Below are 18,955 nucleotides of genomic sequence, written 5' to 3'. Positions count from 1 at the left end.
AACCACCCCAACAAGGCTATACAAATAAGCTTTTTTACTGTATGATGAAAGAAACATGAAAAATCGGAGGTTCTGATGATAAAATTAATTGCCAGTGATTTGGATGGAACACTTCTCCAAAACGGTTCTCAAAGGCTTACAGATCGTGCAGTCCAGCTTATCCATGAACTAACGCAGAAGGGAATTCACTTTGTCGCCGCCAGCGGCAGGCAGTATGACAATGAAAGACGTATGTTTGACGCCATTAAAGATGAAATTTCTTATATCGGTGAAAATGGTTCCCTCTGTGTCCATCAAGGAAAGGTTATATCTCGTGGAACAATAGACGACGCGCTCGCTTTTCGTATCATCCATGAGGTAAAAAAACAGAACCATTTTGAGATTGCTGTCTCCCGCGAAGACGCCTGTATCATTGAAAATAACAATACCGAATTTGTAAACCATATCGTAAATGTTATGCGTAATACGACCAAAATCGTCGACGACATTACAAAAATCGAAGGCCCTATACTGAAAATTGCGATCTGCAATATGATAGACGGTCCGCATATCGTAGACAAATACCTTAAATATCTAAAAGATCTATTTCAGTCCGAAATTAGTGTTGTCACTTCTGGAAATATTTGGATTGACTTTATTGCGCCAGACGCCAACAAAGGAAGCGCTTTGAAAAATCTAATCGATTTGCTTGGCATTACCCCGGAAGAATGTGTCGCCTTTGGCGATCAATATAATGATGTAGAGATGCTGCAGCTTGTCGGAACCAGCTATGCCATGTCTAACGCTGCGCCGGGAATTTCCTACTACGCCGATTACGTCACAGACTCTGTGGAGGATGTATTGGAAGATATACTGGCGGATCTTCCTTAAGCAAAAGCAAAACGACAGGTATATCTTTACGCACATTACCGTTTGATATACCTGCCGTTTTTTACTTTATTCAAATTTTTTCTCAAAAATCCGTCTCAATGATTCTTCATAAGGAGGATACGCCACTCCATACTCTGTCACAATCCCAGTAATCAATTCCTTCTCTGTCACATCAAAGCATGGATTGTAAACCTTTATGTTCTCTGGAGCCATCCTTTTTTCATACCACATTTCTGTTATCTCTGTTTCTTTGCGTTCTTCAATCGGTATCTCTGATCCTGATTTCAATGTCATGTCTATTGTGGAAGTCGGCGCACAGATATAAAATGGTATTCTATAATAGGATGCAAGGGCGGCCACACCGGAAGTACCGATTTTATTTGCCGCGTCTCCATTGGATGCAACTCTGTCACAGCCTACAAAAACAGCCTGCACAAGTCTCTTTTTCATAATATCTGCTGCCATATTATCACAAATTAAGGTTACATCCATTCCTGCCGCCGCCAGTTCAAAAGCCGTCAGCCTCGCGCCTTGCAGCAAGGGTCTCGTCTCATCTACATAGATATGAAATCCATATCCTCTCTCTTGTCCCAGATACATAGGTGCGGTTGCCGTACCGTATTTTACCGCTGCCAGCTTCCCCGCATTACAGTGTGTCAAAATTCCATCACCGGAATTTAAAAGCTTCAATCCGTATTCCCCAATACGCCGGCAGACTTCTATATCTTCATCATGTATCTGCATTGCTTCTCTATTAAGAAGCTTCTTTATCTCTCCGACGCCTTTTCCTCGGTTCTTCTTTACAACAGCTTCCATTTTCTCCAGCGCCCAGAATAGATTTACCGCTGTAGGACGTGCTGTTTCCAGATATTTCTTTTTCTCCTTAAACTGTTGATAAAATAGTTCTTCATCCACAGTGTCAATCTGTTCTGCCGCCACATACAGACCAATGGCCGCCGCCACGCCGATTGCCGGAGCGCCGCGCACCTTCAGAAGGTAAATAGCTTCCCATATATCCTCAATTTCCGTAAGAGACAGCAGCCGTACCTGCCCTGGAAGCAGTGTCTGATCAATAATCACAAGCGCACGCTTCTCTGGGTCAAAGGAAACCGTCTCATACTCTAGAATTGTTTTTCTACGCATCCGATCCCCCGCTAAATTTATTTTTTCTCTTCTTCAATCTCCATGATCATATCTACTCTTCTCTGATGACGGCCGCCTTCAAATTCCGTATTCAGCCATGTGTCGACTATCATCTTGGCAAGTTCCGCGCCTACAACCCGCGCCCCAAACGCAAGTATATTACAATTGTTGTGTGCTCTGGACATCTTTGCTGTAAACGGTTCACTGCACACAGCCGCGCGGATACCTTTCACTTTATTTGCAGCCAATGAAATACCAAGCCCAGTACCGCAAATCAAAATACCAAGCTCTACTTCCTTTGCCACAACCGCGCGGGCTACCATTTCACCATATTTGGGATAGTCACAGCTTTCTGATGAATTTGTTCCATAATCCGCAACCTCATGTCCTTTTTCTTTCAAAAATTCTATAATTTCTGCTTTCAATTCCAGTGCCGAGTGATCGTTTCCTATTCCTATTTTCATCTGCTTCTTTCTCCTTTTTATACTAATTCATAATCCTCTTTTGTAAAGGGAATTTCAAATGTACCACACGCTTCTTCTAAGCTTTCTGCTCCTCTTGGCCCATACAACGGAAGACACGCAAAATCCTGGCATGTAAAAAATCCCAAAACTGCCTGTGTCGCTGTCGCACCGTACTTTTCCATAATCTGTTTCAGCTTTTGCGCTATACGAATATTTCCTTCTGTATAATAGGGGGAATCTTTCACTGCCTCCTCGCCTTTTGAGAGTATTTTGTTAAAAAATCCACTGCATACCCCCATATACGGCATAGCAAGATTTCCCGGATTTTCTTTATGGAATTTCTGCATAGGACCGTCTATAGCAAGCATTGTATCGTCATCCAGGGGATTCATATGGGCATATCCTACATTGTAAAGCGCCTGGTTCGCTACAAAGCCGCGATAGCCTTTCTCCTTACAGTATTTGGCCGCTTTTTCCATTCTTTGTGTCGTCCAGTTTGAACAGCCATAATAACGAATTTTTCCCGACTTTACAAACGCTTCCATGGTTTCTATTAATTCTTCCACCGGTATAGATTCATCATCTCTGTGATAAAAATAAATATCAATATAATCTGTGCGCAGGGCCTTTAGAGACAACTCAATGTCCGTTCTCATTTCTGCCCTGTAAACTCTGCTTTTATGTGTGTCCGGGTTGTCGCCTGTCATGTCAGGATGTCCGCCTTTTGTGATAATAACAATCTGATTTCGCTTCTTACTGCGTGTAAGCCAGTCTCCCAGCACCCGTTCACTTCTTCCAATCTCCGGCGGTATCCAGTCAGAATATACTCTTGCCGTATCATATAAATTGCCTCCCATATCCAAAAAGGCATCAAACAGATAATCTGCCTCCTTTCCATCCCATTTCAGACCTGCATTCACACAGCCAAGCCCAATCGGAGAGAGCTTCAATTCTGTATCCGGTATAGTCATTTTTCTCATAGATTTTCTCCTTATCTTTTCACTTCTGGCAGTCCGTACCTTTTTACAATTACCGCCCGCAATTATTATAGCATATCACATTTTAAAAAACAGATATATTTTACTATTCGCATATTTAAAAGTAATATATCCGCCGTTTCTTTATCCTTATATTTTCTAAAAGCAAAAACCGCAATCTCTATTTTAAGAGATTGCGGTTTCTTCTCATAATATTTAATTCTAAGTCAAGATTACTCAATAATCTTAGCTACCTTACCTGATCCAACTGTACGTCCGCCTTCACGAATAGCGAATCCAAGACCTTCTTCCATAGCTACCGGATGAATCAGTTCAACTGTCATTTCTACATTATCTCCAGGCATGCACATTTCTGTTCCTGCAGGGAGTTCGCAAACACCTGTTACGTCTGTTGTTCTGAAATAGAACTGTGGGCGATAGTTGTTGAAGAACGGTGTGTGACGTCCACCTTCATCTTTTGTCAAAACGTAAACCTGGCATGTAAATTTCTTATGGCATGTTACTGTACCTGGTTTAATCAGAACCTGACCTCTTTCGATTTCTGTTCTCTGAATACCACGAAGCAGAGCACCAATGTTGTCACCAGCCTGAGCTTCATCAAGCAGTTTACGGAACATTTCAATACCTGTTACAACTGTCTTCTTAATATCTTCATGGATACCAATGATCTCAACTTCATCAGATACATGAAGTGTACCACGCTCTACTCTACCCGTTGCAACTGTACCACGTCCTGTAATAGAGAATACGTCCTCTACAGGCATCAGGAACGGTTTATCTGTATCACGCTGTGGATCTGGGATCCATTCGTCAACAGCATCCATAAGCTCCATGATCTTGTCGCCCCATTCTCCGTCTGGATCTTCCAGAGCTTTCAGAGCAGACCCCTGGATAACCGGTGTATCATCTCCTGGGAACTCATATTCATTCAGAAGCTCACGGATTTCCATTTCTACTAATTCAAGCAGTTCTTCATCGTCTACCATATCACATTTGTTCATAAATACTACGATGTATGGTACACCTACCTGACGAGACAGAAGGATATGCTCTTTTGTCTGAGCCATAACACCGTCAGTAGCAGCTACAACAAGGATAGCTCCGTCCATCTGCGCAGCACCTGTGATCATGTTCTTTACATAGTCAGCATGTCCTGGGCAGTCAACGTGTGCATAGTGACGTTTCTCTGTCTCATACTCAACGTGTGCTGTAGAAATTGTAATTCCACGCTCTCTTTCTTCTGGAGCCTTGTCAATGTTTTCGAAATCAACTGCTGCATTTCCTTCTACTCTGTGAGAAAGTGTCTTTGTAATAGCAGCTGTCAAAGTTGTTTTACCATGGTCAACGTGGCCAATGGTTCCAATATTAGCATGTGGTTTTGTTCTTTCAAATTTAGCTTTTGCCATTTTGAATATCCTCCTTAATTATAGCACCCGGATTACGGGCATTTTACTAATTTTTTTCGCTTTTACTCGGCTAACTTTGATTATATTTCAAAGCCAGCCGTTTTTCAACCCTTTTATGAGATTTTAAGCATTTTTGTTGGACAATACCTTCTCTTGTACAGATTTCGGTACCGGCTCATATTTCTCAAAGAACATAGAGTAGTTTCCGCGTCCCTGTGTTCTGGAACGTAAATCTGTAGAGTATCCGAACATTTCAGACAATGGAACGAATGCACGTACAATCTTTCCGCCTCCTAAATCGTCCATACCCTCGATACGGCCGCGGCGTGAATTCAAGTCCCCGATAATATCTCCCATATATTCCTCTGGCATTGTAACTTCTACCTTCATAATAGGCTCAAGAAGTACCGGAGCACCCTTCTTCATTGCATCCTTAAAAGCAAGGGAACCGGCAATATGGAATGCCATTTCACTGGAATCGACTTCATGGTAGGAACCGTCGAATACTGTCGCATGGACACCTACAACGGGGAATCCGCCGAGAAGTCCTGACTTCATGGCTTCCTCGATACCTTCTCCTACTGCCGGAATGTATTCCTTCGGAATAGCTCCTCCGACTACAGTAGAGTCAAATTTATATGTCTCTTCTCCGTTGACATCCATAGGCTCAAATTTCACCTTACAATGTCCATACTGTCCACGTCCACCGGACTGTTTTGCATATTTGCTGTCAACATCCACTGCCTTTGTGATAGATTCCTTGTAAGCAACCTGAGGCGCGCCTACATTCGCCTCTACCTTAAATTCACGCAGAAGTCTGTCTACGATAATCTCAAGGTGAAGCTCACCCATACCTGCAATGATTGTCTGCCCTGTTTCTTTGTCAGTGTGTGCACGGAATGTCGGATCTTCCTCTGCAAGTTTCGCAAGAGATTCGCCAAGTTTTCCCTGGGAAGCCTTTGTTTTAGGCTCAATCGCAAGCTCGATAACCGGTTCTGGGAATTCCATGGACTCCAGAATAACCGGATGCTGTTCATCACAGATTGTATCTCCTGTTGAGGAGAATTTAAATCCGATTGCTGCTGCGATATCTCCGGAATACACCTTATCTAACTCTTCTCTTTTATTTGCATGCATCTGCAAAATACGTCCCACACGTTCCTTTTTGCCTTTTGTAGCATTCAGAACATAGGAGCCTGAATTCATCGTTCCTGAATATACCCTGAAGTAAGCAAGCTTACCTACAAACGGGTCTGTCATAATCTTAAATACCAGCGCGGAGAACGGCTCTTCATCAGAAGAATGTCTCTCCACCTCATTGCCGTCTTCATCAACACCTTTGATTGCAGGGATGTCTGTCGGAGCCGGCATGAATTCCAAAATTGCATCCAACAGTTTCTGTACACCTTTATTTCTGTAAGCAGAACCACAGCATACCGGAACAGCCGTACATTCACATGTAGCTTTGCGAAGCACCGCCTTAAGTGCATCTACTGAAGGTTCTTCCCCTTCCAGATATTCCATCATCAGATCGTCATCCAGTTCACAGATTTTCTCTACCAATTCTGTGTGGTACAGCTCTGCTTCATCTTTCATTTCTTCCGGAATATCAACTACGGAGATATCATCTCCCTTATCATCATTATAGATATAAGCCTGCATTTCAAACAGGTCAATAATTCCTTTAAATTCGTCTTCTTTTCCAATTGGTAACTGAAGACAAATTGCATTTTTGCCAAGTCTTGTTTTAATCTGGTCTACTGCGTTGAAAAAATCAGCTCCCAAAATGTCCATCTTATTGATGAACGCCATTCTTGGCACATTGTACGTGTCTGCCTGACGCCATACGTTTTCTGACTGGGGCTCTACACCACCCTTAGCACAGAATACACCTACAGCACCATCCAGTACACGGAGTGAACGTTCAACTTCTACAGTAAAATCAACGTGTCCAGGAGTATCAATGATATTGATACGATGTTCCAGGGCATCTGCCTTTGGTTTTGTCTTTTCTTCCAAAGTCCAGTGACATGTTGTAGCAGCTGAAGTAATCGTGATACCTCTTTCCTGCTCCTGTTCCATCCAGTCCATAGTAGCAGTACCTTCATGGGTATCTCCAATCTTATAATTAACACCGGTATAGTAGAGAATACGCTCTGTCAGCGTCGTCTTACCCGCATCGATATGCGCCATGATACCGATATTTCTGGTTCTCTCTAATGGATATTCTCTTCCAGCCAAGGTTTTTTCCTCCTATTAGAAACGATAGTGAGCAAACGCCTTGTTTGCTTCTGCCATCTTGTGCATATCTTCTTTCTTCTTCACAGCTGCTCCTGTATTATTGGCAGCATCCAGGATTTCATTCGCCAGCCTTTCTTCCATTGTTTTTTCTCCTCTGTTACGGGAGTACAATGTAAGCCAGCGAAGCGCCAGAGCCTGTCTTCTGTCTGCTCTTACTTCGATTGGCACCTGGTAAGTTGCACCACCGATACGTCTTGCCTTAACTTCTAGTACAGGCATAATGTTGTTCATTGCTTCCTCGAACACCTCGATGGCTGGCTTCTCAGCCTTTGCTTCTACTCTTTCAAATGCTCCGTATACAATTTTCTGTGCAACACCTTTCTTACCGTCCAACATGATATTGTTGATCAGTTTGGTAACCACTTTATTATTGTATATCGGATCTGCTAATACATCTCTTTTCTGAGTATGTCCTTTACGTGGCACGGTCCTTCCCTCCTTAATCATTATTTCCGGTTTTTTCCGGGATTAATTCATCGGTACTCACATGTGTCTCTCTATGGAATCGCATAGCATGTGCTCGCGGCCGCGGGACTCTATATTAAGTGTTTCACTTAAAATCCGCAACCAATACCTGCCGGATTCTTCCTTCACGACAGGGTATGCCTATCAGTTTTTGTCCGATAAGCTACGATAATCATAGTTCTGTTTGTGATACGATATTTAACACTTTAGTTACATTTTTATTTTGCGTCTTTTGGTCTCTTAGCGCCGTATTTGGAACGAGCCTGTCTTCTCTTCGCAACACCTGCTGTATCCAGTGTACCTCTTACGATATGGTATCTTGTACCTGGCAGGTCTTTTACTCTTCCTCCACGAATCAGGACAACGCTGTGCTCCTGAAGATTGTGTCCTTCTCCTGGAATATAACTTGTCACTTCGATTCCATTAGAAAGACGAACTCTGGCGATCTTTCTCAGAGCTGAGTTAGGCTTCTTAGGTGTGGCTGTCTTAACAGCAGTACATACACCTCTCTTCTGCGGTGCAGATACATCTGTCGCACGCTTCTTCAGAGAATTATATCCTTTCTGAAGTGCCGGTGCTGTCGATTTCTTTTCTGAAGTCTGACGTCCTTTTCTAACTAACTGGTTAAATGTTGGCATTTTTTTCACCTCCTATGATAAATTCATCTGCTCCGGACTTATCCCCCGGAGTGGTTGCGGATAATCTGCATTATCCTTTCCACGCACACGAAAATAACGGCATTTTCATGCACGCTAAATTAGTTTATTACGTTTTCTCCCAAAAGTCAAGGGTTTTCTATCTTTTTTGCTTATGATTCAGACGCTTTATCCTAACAGCAGACACCAGATTGGCAGCGTAAATAAGGACAGCAGCGTCGTTATAAAAATCATACCTGTCGCGTACATCTCATTTCCACCGTATTTAGAAGAGAGCAGCGCTGTTGTCACCGGAGCAGGCATTCCCGCCATAATTACTCCAGTTCCTCTTAGGACAGAAGGAAGGGGTAAGAACGCCGTCACCGCAAACATAACCGCAGGAAGCGCCAGCAAGCGAACCGCTACATAATATATCATTGTCCGATCCCAAATTCCTCTTGGATTCATCTCCGAAAGCATCATTCCTACAAGCATCATACTTAACGGTGTATTACAAGAACTAATTCCTGCTATTGTACTATCTAAAAAAGCAGGAAATTCGATCCCTAAAATCATTACTGTAAGTCCTAAATATATGGATACAATACATGGATGCGTAAGAACCTTCTTTAGAATCTCTCCCGGATTCTGTTTGTCTTTCATAAAACAGGAGGTACCAATGCTCCACATTACAATCCGCACGGGAAGCAGGAATACAGAGGCATAAAGTAATCCCCGCGTCCCATAAATCCCTTCGACCACAGGATTCCCCAAAAAGCCTCCGTTAGATACAATGGTTCCATAGCGCAGAGGTTTTTGTTTAGAAGTTGCCGTTTTTCTGTAACTAAAAAAACTGACCGCTATCGACAGGACATTATATCCTGCCGAAAGCAGCAGTATTTCCGCAAGCTCTGTCAGCATACTCCCTTCCCATTCCATTTGAAAAGAATGAAAAGTATTAAACGGCAAGGTTACATATAGACAGAAATCCACCAACTCTTTTCTTGCTGTGCTTCCAATAATGTTTTTCCTCCTGACAAGAAATCCGATTCCCACCAAAAGGAACATCATCATTTGCATATTTGCCATATTACGAAATGCCATAATTAATATGCTTTACCCCAATATACCATGTGCTTCGCCGGCTTTCCACAGCAGACACATACATCTGATAAGTGTTCTTCTTCCTCTGGAATACATCTGGAGGTGACACCGCCAGTCTGCTCTTTGATCGTTTCCTCGCACGCTTCATCTCCACACCACATTGCCTTGATAAAGCCTGTTTCCTCTTGTGCTGTTTTCACCATATCTTCCATTGTCAGCACAGTGTGGATATGAGAATCTAAAAATGCCTTTGCTTTCCTATACATATCCTTTTGGATTGTTTCCAAAATTTCTGTAAGCTTTTCTGTAATTTCTTCTAAGGATACCACTATCTTTTCTCTTGTATCGCGCCGTACTACGACCACCTGGTTATTCTCAATATCCTTTGGTCCAATCTCGATACGCGTTGGGATTCCAAGCATTTCCTGTTCGCTGAACTTCCAGCCCGGGCTCTTCTCCGACTTATCTATTTCTACTCTGTATCCTGCTGCCTTTAAATTTGCAAGCAATTCTTCTGCCTTTTCAAGAACCCCTTCCTTATGCTGCGCAATCGGCACCACTCTTGTCTGCACCGGAGCTATGTGAGGCGGAAGCACCAGTCCGCTGTCATCACCATGTACCATGATAATCGCCCCGATAATCCTTGTCGAAAGCCCCCAGGATGTCTCATACACACTGTGCAGCTCATTATTTTTATCAGAATACTTAATGTCAAACGCATCTGCAAACGCATTTCCAAAGAAATGGCTCGTTCCTGACTGCAGCGCCTTACCGTCATGCATAAGCGCCTCAATTGTATATGTGTCCTGCGCTCCTGCAAATTTTTCGCTGGGTGTCTTTTTTCCTGTCACAAGCGGAATCGCCAAATCCTCTTCCACAAAATTTTTATACACATCTCTCATCAAGAGAGTTCTTTCTTCCGCTTCTTCATACGTCGCATGGATCGTATGCCCTTCCTGCCACAAAAATTCCCTGGAACGCAAAAACGGCCGCGTCGTTTTCTCCCATCTCAAAACCGAGCACCACTGATTCCATACTTTGGGAAGATCTCTGTAGGACTGTACGGTCTTGCTCCATACATCACAGAACAACGTTTCTGACGTAGGGCGGATACAGAATCTCTCCTGTAATTCTTCCGTACCTCCATGTGTTACCCACGCCACCTCCGGAGCAAATCCTTCGATATGATCCTTCTCTTTCTGAAGCAGGCTCTCCGGAATCAAAACCGGAAGATAGACATTTTCTACCCCTGTCTCTTTAAACCTCTTATCCAGATTAGACTGGATATTTTCCCAGATTGCATATCCGTTCGGAAGATAATTTAAGCATCCCTTCACGCCCGAATAATCACACAGTTTCGCCTCCCTTACCACATCGGTATACCACTGCGCAAAATCCTCATCCCTTGCGGTGATTGACTCTACCAGTTTCTTTTCCTTTGCCATGCTGTTTCTCTCCTTTTCCTCATCTTCTTACAACAAAATCGCCGGGACTTCCCATCCCCGTCAAGGGACCGGAACTCCCGGCGGCATTATTTTTCATATACAAAGCACGTCCTTCGCCGGCTGTACCTGTGATTTTACTTGAAATCACAAGGATTGTCAACCTTATTATCCCCGTACTTCCAGAAGCTTCTGTCTTAAATCACTCTCCATACGCCGTATCTCTTCCTCTGCTTCTTTACGTTTCTGTCTGCCCTCCCTCTGTATCTGAAGAACTTCATCAAAAGTAGAAATCAAAGCTTCGTTCGTCGCTTTGAGCGTCTCAATATCTACAATTCCTCTCTCTGTCTCTTTTGCCGTCTCTACTGTCGCCATTTTCAGCCTCTGTGCATTCTTTTTCAAGAGTTCATTTGTCATATCCGTTACTTCTCTCTGTGCAGCGGCGGCCTGTGTGGAATGTTCTACTCCTAGAGCTAACACCATCTGGCTCTTCCACAGTGGCACGGTATTAACAAGCGTAGACTGTATTTTTTCTGCCATCTGCGTATCATTGCTCTGAACCAGACGAATCTGGGGCGCTGTCTGCACAGAGATTGTCCGCGTCAGCTCCAGATCGTGTATCTTCTTTTCAAATCTTGTGCACATAGCATCTAAATCCCTTGCAGCCTGCGCATCCTGTGCAAGCCCGCTTTTTTCCGCCTTCTCAATAAGCTCTTTCAGCTTTCCTGCCCGCACTTCCTGAAGTTTTTTCTTTCCCGCAAGAATATACATGGATAATTCTTTAAAATACGTCAAATTCAACTCATACATCTTATCCAGAACCGCAACATCCTTTAAAAGCTGTACCTGATGCGATTCCAAAGCACGGCATATTTCATTAATATTCGTCTCTGCCTTTGCATACTTCGCCTTCATTGCCTGGATTTTATTAGAAGTTTTCTTAAAAATCCCCAGGAAGCCCTTCTCTTCTTCCTCATCAAAATTTTTGAGTTCTCTGACAACCCCTGACAGAAGCTCTCCAACCTCACCTAAATCCTTCGTTCTTACATTCTCAAGCGCACTTTCCGAAAAATCAGCCATTTTTTTCTGTGTGCCTGCGCCGTATTGAAGAATCATTGCAGAATTCGTCAAATCAATCTGCCCTGCAAACGCATTTACTGTTCTTTGCTCCTCTTCACTTAAAATAGAATCATCCATCACCGCATCTTTTTCTTTTACTTCCGTTTCTTTTTCCTCTTTAAATGGCTCTAACGTAAGTGTCGGTGTGGTGTCAAATTCCTGAAATTCTCTGTCCATTTCCGGCCTCCCTGCTCTTTCTTAGTTCTTAATTTTTACTTTCCGCTGATTTCATCCTCTGTAAGTCCTTCCTGCGCCAGCATCGTATGCAGCACAGAAATATCGGACGATACGTCCCATGCCGTATCCTGGAACAGGTCATCCAGCAGTTTTTCAAATGCAATATTCAACGTGTCCAGCGTCTTTTCTATCTCTGTTTTCGATGATGTAATATTCTCTCCTTGTATAGGCTGCGCGTCCAGCTCTTCATAAGCTTCTAAAAGCTTCACCGTAGTAGGAAGATAATATTCCATCAGCCTGCGTATATCCGCCACCGACTCTGGCGCCTGTTTTACCCTGTCAAATATTCGCCCTATCAGTAATTCCATATGGGATATTTTCGCTGAAATTTCTTCTCCCGGTATGGCATCATTACACTGTCTGATTTTTCTGACATACTCCTCACCTGCGCGGATTACTTCCTGCACCTGCGGGGAAAGTCTCTTTTCTTCCTCTTCTTTTCTAGAACGCATGTTCTCTTCTTCTGTTCTCTGCCGGTTCTGCCTTTCCATCAGTTCTTTATACTGATTATACGCATCTTCACTCACCATCAGGCAAGTTTTCTGCATATCCAGGTGCCCCTGACAAAACCACCCCTTTTCTATCATGTCTTCTAAATCTTTTACTATATACCTGGCAGATTTTCCCGATTGAGAGGACAATTCTTTTATTTCACAGTACTCTCTGCCTCCGATTGCGCGGATGTAGGTTCGGAATCTTTTAATTTTTCCAAGCATGCTTGTCCCTACTCCCGCCATTATTCCACACCCAATCAACAAAACTGCCAAAAATATCGCGGCTGCCTTAAAGGGAAGTCCAAAATCTCCCGCCATTCCCGATGCAACAAGCAAAATCACAAATAAAATAAGAGAAACCGCTCCAAATGCATATCCCGTCACACAAAGAAATGTCCCGCCTATTTTTGTCGACGTTCCCTTTAAATAAAGGAGCCTCTTTTCTTTTACTGCCTCCTTTTGGAGCGGCTCTTCCCATGACTTGCGGCAGCTTTTTTTCTCTCCCGCCGCTGTTCTTTCGTATTCCTTGGTGCCATACCAGCCGCCGTTTTTCACTCCTTCTTTTATATTTCCAACCGCATTGTTTATTGTATCTGTTATCGTCTGGTTCAGTCTGCCGAAATCCCGAGAATCCACTGCATCCTGGATAGTTCTTCGTATTTCGTCTCCGAATCTCTCCCAATCTCTGCCAGCCATATTGTCCCTCCTGACGAATCCTTGTACAACTGTCATAAATAACCAGATGTTACAACAGCGGCACTTGACCTTTCATTTCTTTTATATGATAATCAGTTTAGTCAGATTATATAAAAAAGTCAAGAATCTGCCTAAAAAGGAGACAATTTATGACCCCTAACATATTATTTGAAGATCCTTATATTCTCGTTTGTCTGAAACCTGCCGGTATTCCTGTACAAAGCCGTATGCTTTCAAAGCCTGACATGGTCAGTATTTTAAAAAATCATCTGTCCGCAGAGTCTTCCAAAAAGCAAGCGCCTTATCTCGCAGTCATTCACCGGCTTGATCAGCCAGTAGAAGGAATTCTTGTTTTTGGGAAAACGCCGATAGCTGCCAAAGAATTAAACCGTCAACTACAAACAGAAGGTTTTGGAAAACATTACCGTGCACTTCTACATGGAACTCCTGCTATTTTAGAAGCCAGTCTCACGGATTACATCGTCAAGGATGGGCGTACCAATACTTCCCGCATCTGCCTTCCTGACACCCCCGGAGCCAAGCTTGCCCAGCTTCATTACCGCACTATACAGTCAAATCAGACATTTTCCACAGTGGAAATCAAGCTTGTCACTGGAAGACATCATCAAATCCGGGTACAGATGGCACATTTAGGCTGCCCCATTGTTGGGGATAGAAAGTATGGAACCTATAGCATATCCTCTGACTGTACCTCCTCCTTTCCCTCACAGAAGCTCCAGCTTTTTGCATACTGCCTGGAATTTGTCCATCCCTATACAAATAAACCACTCCGATTTGAAATAGACAGACTAGATACGAAGCTTCTGTAACAAAACAAAGTGGGCAAGCCCACTTCAACTCCCCTGCCCCTCAATCTTGAGGGGCTTGTCCACTTTGCGCGCCGCCGCAATACCGCAAAGCGGTAAAATTTCCTATTATGATTAGGGTGTCAAAAGGTAACTTTTGCAAATGCTTCCGGCACTTTTCACAAAAAGATAACTTGCCAGACGACTTTATGCGCGATGGAGATGAAACTCAAAAATCTCGGAAGCCTTTGCTGACGTGATTTTCGTATTAAGAGGTTCATCGGAATGTTCCGCGCACCGGAGTCTGAAAAGTTACTTTTTGTGAAAAGTGACAAGAGAATTTAAATAAGTTACCTTTTGACACCCGAATCCTATTATATAAAAAATCAGGCTGCCGATGCTCCTATTAGACATCAGCAGCCTGTGCTCTTAATTCACTTTACATTTCTCCGGCAATCGCTTCAGGTTCTTCTTCCAGCGATTCTGTATACTTTTCCAAGATTGTACTCTGAATACGCTCTCTTGTTCCCGAATTAATCGGATGGGCAATATCACGATATTCACCGTCTAATGCCTTTTTACTCGGCATAGCGATAAATAAACCTTTTTCCCCCTCTATCACTTTGATGTCATGAACCACAAATTCATCATCAATCGTAATAGAAACTACTGCTTTGAGCTTTCCTTCTTTTGCCACTTTACGTACGCGCACATCTGTTATCTGCATACTTCTCAAGTCTCCTTTCTCTGCCTGCATTAATGCTGAAACTCTTATAATGCATACCGTTCGTTTTTCTCAACTACCACTTTCACACCATTCTCACCGACATGTCTTGTGTTTGCTCTTATCGTGTCGCGACTCTCAACAATACAATTTTCAATATATGTATTGTCACCTAAATATACATCGTTTAAGATAACTGAGTTTTTGATCACACAATTATTTCCAACAAAGACTTTCTTAAAGATAACAGAGTTTTCAATCGTTCCGTTAATAATACTTCCGCTTCCCACAAGACTGTTTTTCACAACAGCACCCGGATTATACTTAGCGGGCGGAAGATCACTTACTTTGGAAAACACACTCGGAAGTTCCCGGAAAAAGTAATTTCTTACCTCTGGTTTCAAGAAATCCATATTGGTCTGGTAATAGGAATCTACGGTTGAGATGTTACTCCAGTAGCTGTTTATCTTATAACCGTATATTTTCTTCAGATTCTTATAACGAATCAAAATATCGGTTACAAAATCATGTCGTTCTTCCTCTGCACAGTGTTCTACGAGGTCAATCAACTGTCTCCTGCGGATGATATAAATTCCCGTAGAGATAGTCTGTGAATGGGCCACCATCGGTTTTTCTTCAAATTCCTCAATTCGTGCTGACTCATTCATGCGCACGGTTCCAAAACGTGTCGCGTCATCTGTGGGTTCCAGATCTTTACATACAACAGTAATATCTGCCTTCTTTGCAATATGGTATTCCAACACTTTATTATAATCCAGTTTATACACCGCATCGCCGGAAGTAATAATCACATAAGGCTCATGGCATCGTTTCAAAAAATCCAGATTCTGATAGATTGCATCTGCCGTACCGCGATACCAATTGCTGTTATCCGTCGTAATTGTCGGAGTAAAAAGATACATTCCTCCTTGTTTTCTTCCAAAATCCCACCATTTCGATGAGTTCAAATGTTCATTTAAAGATCTTGCATTGTATTGAGTCAGAACTGCTACCTTCTGAACATGAGAATTCGTCATATTACTCAAGGCAAAATCTATCGCACGGTAGCTTCCTGCAATCGGCATGGCTGCCGCCGCTCTTTTTGCCGTAAGTTCATGCATCTTCCTGCTGCTTCCGCCTGCTAAAATAATTCCAACTGCTCTCATAACCGTTCACCTGCCTTTATCAATGTTTCTCCGCTTGCAAGCACTCCCTCGCTGTAATCTTCAATGGATGTCACACCGCTTATGGCAGTATTCTTACCGATCTGTACGCCAGACGGTATCTCAGAATTCTCCCCGATCGTTGCAAGACCTCCGCTATAAATATTCGGTTTCATTTTATTGGGTGCCTCACTTCCGATACCAATGGTCACATTATTTCCAATTACGGTATCTTCTGCAATAATCGCTTTTTCTATTATACAATTTTCCCCGATTTTTACTCCCTGCATGATGATGGAGTCTTTAATCACACTGCCCTTGCCTATCGTTACTCCACCCCCAAGCACCGAATTGTGAATCTCTCCATGTATCTCTGATCCATTACTGATGATACACCGGTCAACCACTGCATCCTCGGCAATATACTGTGGAGGAATATTTGCGCTGTTTGTATAAATCTTCCAGAATTCTTCATATAAATTAAATTCCGGAATAATATCAATCAGCTCCATATTTGCTTCCCAATAGGAGCTTAACGTTCCGACATCTTTCCAATATCCATTATATTCATATGCAAACAGCCTGTCCCCTTTCCCATGACAGTACGGAATCACATGTTTTCCAAAATCACAATTCGGCTGATCTTTTAAATGAATCAAAGCTTCTCTTAGCACCGGCCAACTGAAAATATAAATTCCCATAGAAGCCAGATTACTACTTGGTTTCTCAGGCTTTTCTTCAAATTCCTTGATTCTGCTTTCTTCGTCTGTGACGACAATGCCAAAACGGCTGGCTTCTTCAATCGGAACAGGCATAGCCGCTATCGTGACATCCGCATTGTTTGCTTTATGGAAGTCCAGCATTACTTCATAATCCATTTTGTAAATATGATCCCCTGAAAGAATCAGCACATAATCCGGATTATATGTCTCCATGTAATTTAAATTCTGATAGATTGCATTCGCCGTCCCTGTATACCACTCACTATTGCTGCTCTTCTCATACGGGGGCAGAATTGTCACCCCTCCAATGTTGCGGTCAAGATCCCAGGGAATACCAATCCCAATATGTGTGTTCAGTCTCAGCGGCTGATACTGTGTTAAAACCCCCACGGTATCTACACCAGAATTAATACAGTTACTAAGCGGAAAATCAATAATACGATACTTACCGCCAAATGCTACTGCCGGCTTTGCAACTTTGGCCGTAAGAACCCCCAGTCGACTGCCTTGTCCACCCGCTAATAACATGGCAATCATTTCCTTTTTGAACATTGCGTCACCTCATTTCTAGTTAGATATATTCATTATACCACATTTTTGGATTTAGTGAATATTTTTTACAATTTTTTTGGATTTTTTTTGCTCTTTTTGTTAAATTAGTACAAAAAGAACTTCTTTAAAAATTTCCCATATATAGTATAATATAGAAAGCATATATAATTTATGACTGTTTTCATAATTTTTCAAAATTATTTATTAAAAAGGGGCACTTTCTATGTATAAAATCAATTTCCAGAAACCAATTCATATTCATTTTATAGGAATCGGAGGCATCAGCATGAGTGGGCTTGCCGAAATTCTTCTAAAAGAAGGCTTTACAGTCTCTGGCTCTGATTCAAAGGAGTCAGCGCTTACATGTCAACTTGCATCCAAAGGAGCACATATACTTTACGGTCAAAAAGCTTCGAATATCACAGATGATATTGACTGTGTGGTGTACACTGCTGCAATCAGCCGCGACAATGCAGAATTAATTGAAGCAGTGGCACGTAAAATCCCTATGCTTACACGTGCGGAGCTGCTTGGCCAGCTGATGAAAAACTACGATACTCCCATCGCCGTTTCAGGTACACATGGTAAAACAACGACGACTTCTATGATTTCTCATATCCTCCTGGAAGGAGATTTAGATCCCACCATTTCTGTCGGTGGTATTTTAAAAGCTATCGGCGGCAATATCCGCGTCGGAAATTCAGGCACCTTTATAACAGAAGCCTGTGAATATACTAATAGTTTTCTGCACTTTTTCCCTAAGATTAGTGTCATTTTAAATATCGAAGAGGATCACCTGGATTTTTTCAAGGATCTGGAGGATATTCGTCACTCTTTCCATCAGTTTGCAGCGCTACTTCCTTCTGACGGCACATTGGTCATCAATGGGGACATTAAAAATTATACAGAAATCTATGAAGGTCTCTCCTGCCACGTTATCACTTACGGTTCTTCTTCTGACTTTGACTACAGCGCCGAAAACATCCGCTATGACGAAAAAGGCTGTGTGTCTTTTGATTTGGTAAAATTTGGTGAAACCGCAGAGCATATTACTTTGTCTGTGACAGGAGATCATAATGTCTCCAATGCATTATCTGCAATCGCTGTCGCAGAGCTTATGCATATTCCTATGAAGACAATCCAAAAGGGACTTTTCTCCTTCACCGGAACGGATCGCCGTTTTGAATATAAAGGAATGTTAAACGGTGTTACAATTGTCGATGATTATGCTCATCACCCAACGGAGATCACCGCAACTCTAAAAGCTGCGCATCACTATCCGCATAACAGCCTTTGGTGTGTGTTCCAGCCTCATACGTACACACGCACCAAAGCATTTTTCCGCGAATTTGCCGAGGCTCTTTCCCATGCAGATCACCTCGTTCTCGCGGATATTTATGCAGCTAGAGAGACAGATACTCTTGGCATCTCCTCGGCTGATTTGGCAGAAGAAGTGAAAAAATCAGGAACCGATGCACATTATTTCCCTAGCTTCAAAGAAATAGAAATCTTTTTGAAGGAACACTGTGCCCCTGGAGATTTGTTAATAACTATGGGCGCCGGAGATGTCGTAACTGTGGGAGAAGAACTCTTAAAAGAATAGTTATCCACATT

At 42.6% G+C, this 18,955-nt stretch carries 17 protein-coding genes; 3 read left to right on the top strand and 14 right to left on the bottom strand.

The window, feature by feature from the left end:
- Window positions 1-75 precede the first annotated feature (75 nt).
- Complete coding sequence (locus tag H8S37_RS16450; RefSeq protein ID WP_186877152.1) at window positions 76-870, top strand: HAD family hydrolase; 795 nt, start codon at window positions 76-78, stop codon at window positions 868-870.
- Between the two features lie 66 nt (window positions 871-936).
- On the opposite strand, the gene mtnA is transcribed toward H8S37_RS16450, so the two are convergent.
- The 11 genes from mtnA to H8S37_RS16395 form a co-directional block, all read right to left on the bottom strand.
- Window positions 937-2,013: an S-methyl-5-thioribose-1-phosphate isomerase gene (mtnA, locus tag H8S37_RS16445; protein WP_186877151.1), complete on the bottom strand. Its 1,077-nt coding sequence runs from the start codon at window positions 2,011-2,013 to the stop codon at window positions 937-939.
- A 17-nt stretch (window positions 2,014-2,030) separates the two neighbouring features.
- Complete coding sequence (rpiB, locus tag H8S37_RS16440; RefSeq protein ID WP_186877150.1) at window positions 2,031-2,477, bottom strand: ribose 5-phosphate isomerase B; 447 nt, start codon at window positions 2,475-2,477, stop codon at window positions 2,031-2,033.
- 17 nt (window positions 2,478-2,494) lie between these two features.
- Window positions 2,495-3,457, bottom strand: a complete 963-nt coding sequence (locus H8S37_RS16435) for an aldo/keto reductase (RefSeq protein WP_186877149.1) — start codon at window positions 3,455-3,457, stop codon at window positions 2,495-2,497.
- A 230-nt stretch (window positions 3,458-3,687) separates the two neighbouring features.
- A complete protein-coding gene (gene tuf, locus H8S37_RS16430; RefSeq protein WP_186877148.1) occupies window positions 3,688-4,881 on the bottom strand; it encodes an elongation factor Tu in 1,194 nt (397 codons plus the stop codon).
- A 123-nt stretch (window positions 4,882-5,004) separates the two neighbouring features.
- Window positions 5,005-7,122, bottom strand: coding sequence for an elongation factor G (gene fusA / locus H8S37_RS16425; protein ID WP_186877147.1), 2,118 nt, complete (start codon window positions 7,120-7,122; stop codon window positions 5,005-5,007).
- Window positions 7,123-7,137: 15 nt separating this feature from the next.
- A complete protein-coding gene (gene rpsG, locus H8S37_RS16420; protein ID WP_330605035.1) occupies window positions 7,138-7,608 on the bottom strand; it encodes a 30S ribosomal protein S7 in 471 nt (156 codons plus the stop codon).
- A gap of 257 nt (window positions 7,609-7,865) precedes the next feature.
- The gene (gene rpsL, locus H8S37_RS16415; RefSeq protein WP_117990228.1) at window positions 7,866-8,285 is read right to left on the bottom strand and encodes a 30S ribosomal protein S12; all 420 of its coding nucleotides are present in this window, start codon (window positions 8,283-8,285) and stop codon (window positions 7,866-7,868) included.
- Between the two features lie 186 nt (window positions 8,286-8,471).
- Window positions 8,472-9,386 carry an AEC family transporter gene (locus H8S37_RS16410; protein WP_186877145.1) on the bottom strand — a complete coding sequence of 305 codons (915 nt, stop codon included), beginning with the start codon at window positions 9,384-9,386 and terminating at the stop codon, window positions 8,472-8,474.
- A gap of 2 nt (window positions 9,387-9,388) precedes the next feature.
- The gene (proS, locus tag H8S37_RS16405; protein ID WP_186877144.1) at window positions 9,389-10,831 is read right to left on the bottom strand and encodes a proline--tRNA ligase; all 1,443 of its coding nucleotides are present in this window, start codon (window positions 10,829-10,831) and stop codon (window positions 9,389-9,391) included.
- Between the two features lie 165 nt (window positions 10,832-10,996).
- Window positions 10,997-12,124, bottom strand: a complete 1,128-nt coding sequence (locus H8S37_RS16400) for a toxic anion resistance protein (protein ID WP_186877143.1) — start codon at window positions 12,122-12,124, stop codon at window positions 10,997-10,999.
- Window positions 12,125-12,159: 35 nt separating this feature from the next.
- Window positions 12,160-13,374 (bottom strand): 5-bromo-4-chloroindolyl phosphate hydrolysis family protein, encoded by a 1,215-nt coding sequence (locus H8S37_RS16395; protein WP_186877142.1) that lies wholly within the window; start codon window positions 13,372-13,374, stop codon window positions 12,160-12,162.
- 149 nt (window positions 13,375-13,523) lie between these two features.
- On the opposite strand from H8S37_RS16395, the gene H8S37_RS16390 reads away from it, so the two are divergent.
- Window positions 13,524-14,204, top strand: a complete 681-nt coding sequence (locus tag H8S37_RS16390; RefSeq protein ID WP_186877141.1) for an RluA family pseudouridine synthase — start codon at window positions 13,524-13,526, stop codon at window positions 14,202-14,204.
- Between the two features lie 415 nt (window positions 14,205-14,619).
- Here the strand turns inward: H8S37_RS16390 and spoVG are convergent, their stop codons facing one another.
- From spoVG to H8S37_RS16375, 3 genes are read right to left on the bottom strand one after another with little or no spacing between them, the layout of a single operon-like run.
- A complete protein-coding gene (spoVG, locus tag H8S37_RS16385; RefSeq protein WP_186877140.1) occupies window positions 14,620-14,907 on the bottom strand; it encodes a septation regulator SpoVG in 288 nt (95 codons plus the stop codon).
- Window positions 14,908-14,951: 44 nt separating this feature from the next.
- The gene (gene glgD / locus H8S37_RS16380) at window positions 14,952-16,070 is read right to left on the bottom strand and encodes a glucose-1-phosphate adenylyltransferase subunit GlgD (protein WP_186877139.1); all 1,119 of its coding nucleotides are present in this window, start codon (window positions 16,068-16,070) and stop codon (window positions 14,952-14,954) included.
- The gene (locus H8S37_RS16375; protein WP_186877138.1) at window positions 16,067-17,341 is read right to left on the bottom strand and encodes a glucose-1-phosphate adenylyltransferase; all 1,275 of its coding nucleotides are present in this window, start codon (window positions 17,339-17,341) and stop codon (window positions 16,067-16,069) included. The genes glgD and H8S37_RS16375 overlap by 4 nt, the downstream gene beginning before the upstream one ends.
- Window positions 17,342-17,564: 223 nt before the next feature.
- Between H8S37_RS16375 and murC the strand changes: the two genes are divergently transcribed.
- Window positions 17,565-18,944 (top strand): UDP-N-acetylmuramate--L-alanine ligase, encoded by a 1,380-nt coding sequence (gene murC, locus H8S37_RS16370; protein ID WP_186877137.1) that lies wholly within the window; start codon window positions 17,565-17,567, stop codon window positions 18,942-18,944.
- Window positions 18,945-18,955: the final 11 nt, after the last annotated feature.

The sequence above is a fragment of the Mediterraneibacter hominis genome (assembly GCF_014287475.1).
GTDB lineage: Bacteria > Bacillota > Clostridia > Lachnospirales > Lachnospiraceae > Mediterraneibacter > Mediterraneibacter hominis.
This window is presented reverse-complemented; position numbering and strand designations above follow the sequence as displayed.

What these genes read in the sequence shown, in the direction of transcription:
- H8S37_RS16450 (WP_186877152.1), top strand. Translation starts at nt 76, where the DNA reads ATGATAAAATTAATTGCCAGTGATTTGGATGGAACACTTCTCCAAAAC.
- mtnA (WP_186877151.1), bottom strand. Translation starts at nt 2,013, where the DNA reads ATGCGTAGAAAAACAATTCTAGAGTATGAGACGGTTTCCTTTGACCCA.
- rpiB (WP_186877150.1), bottom strand. Translation starts at nt 2,477, where the DNA reads ATGAAAATAGGAATAGGAAACGATCACTCGGCACTGGAATTGAAAGCA.
- H8S37_RS16435 (WP_186877149.1), bottom strand. Translation starts at nt 3,457, where the DNA reads ATGAGAAAAATGACTATACCGGATACAGAATTGAAGCTCTCTCCGATT.
- tuf (WP_186877148.1), bottom strand. Translation starts at nt 4,881, where the DNA reads ATGGCAAAAGCTAAATTTGAAAGAACAAAACCACATGCTAATATTGGA.
- rpsL (WP_117990228.1), bottom strand. Translation starts at nt 8,285, where the DNA reads ATGCCAACATTTAACCAGTTAGTTAGAAAAGGACGTCAGACTTCAGAA.
- H8S37_RS16410 (WP_186877145.1), bottom strand. Translation starts at nt 9,386, where the DNA reads ATGGCATTTCGTAATATGGCAAATATGCAAATGATGATGTTCCTTTTG.
- proS (WP_186877144.1), bottom strand. Translation starts at nt 10,831, where the DNA reads ATGGCAAAGGAAAAGAAACTGGTAGAGTCAATCACCGCAAGGGATGAG.
- H8S37_RS16400 (WP_186877143.1), bottom strand. Translation starts at nt 12,124, where the DNA reads ATGGACAGAGAATTTCAGGAATTTGACACCACACCGACACTTACGTTA.
- H8S37_RS16395 (WP_186877142.1), bottom strand. Translation starts at nt 13,374, where the DNA reads ATGGCTGGCAGAGATTGGGAGAGATTCGGAGACGAAATACGAAGAACT.
- H8S37_RS16390 (WP_186877141.1), top strand. Translation starts at nt 13,524, where the DNA reads ATGACCCCTAACATATTATTTGAAGATCCTTATATTCTCGTTTGTCTG.
- spoVG (WP_186877140.1), bottom strand. Translation starts at nt 14,907, where the DNA reads ATGCAGATAACAGATGTGCGCGTACGTAAAGTGGCAAAAGAAGGAAAG.
- glgD (WP_186877139.1), bottom strand. Translation starts at nt 16,070, where the DNA reads ATGAGAGCAGTTGGAATTATTTTAGCAGGCGGAAGCAGCAGGAAGATG.
- H8S37_RS16375 (WP_186877138.1), bottom strand. Translation starts at nt 17,341, where the DNA reads ATGTTCAAAAAGGAAATGATTGCCATGTTATTAGCGGGTGGACAAGGC.
- murC (WP_186877137.1), top strand. Translation starts at nt 17,565, where the DNA reads ATGTATAAAATCAATTTCCAGAAACCAATTCATATTCATTTTATAGGA.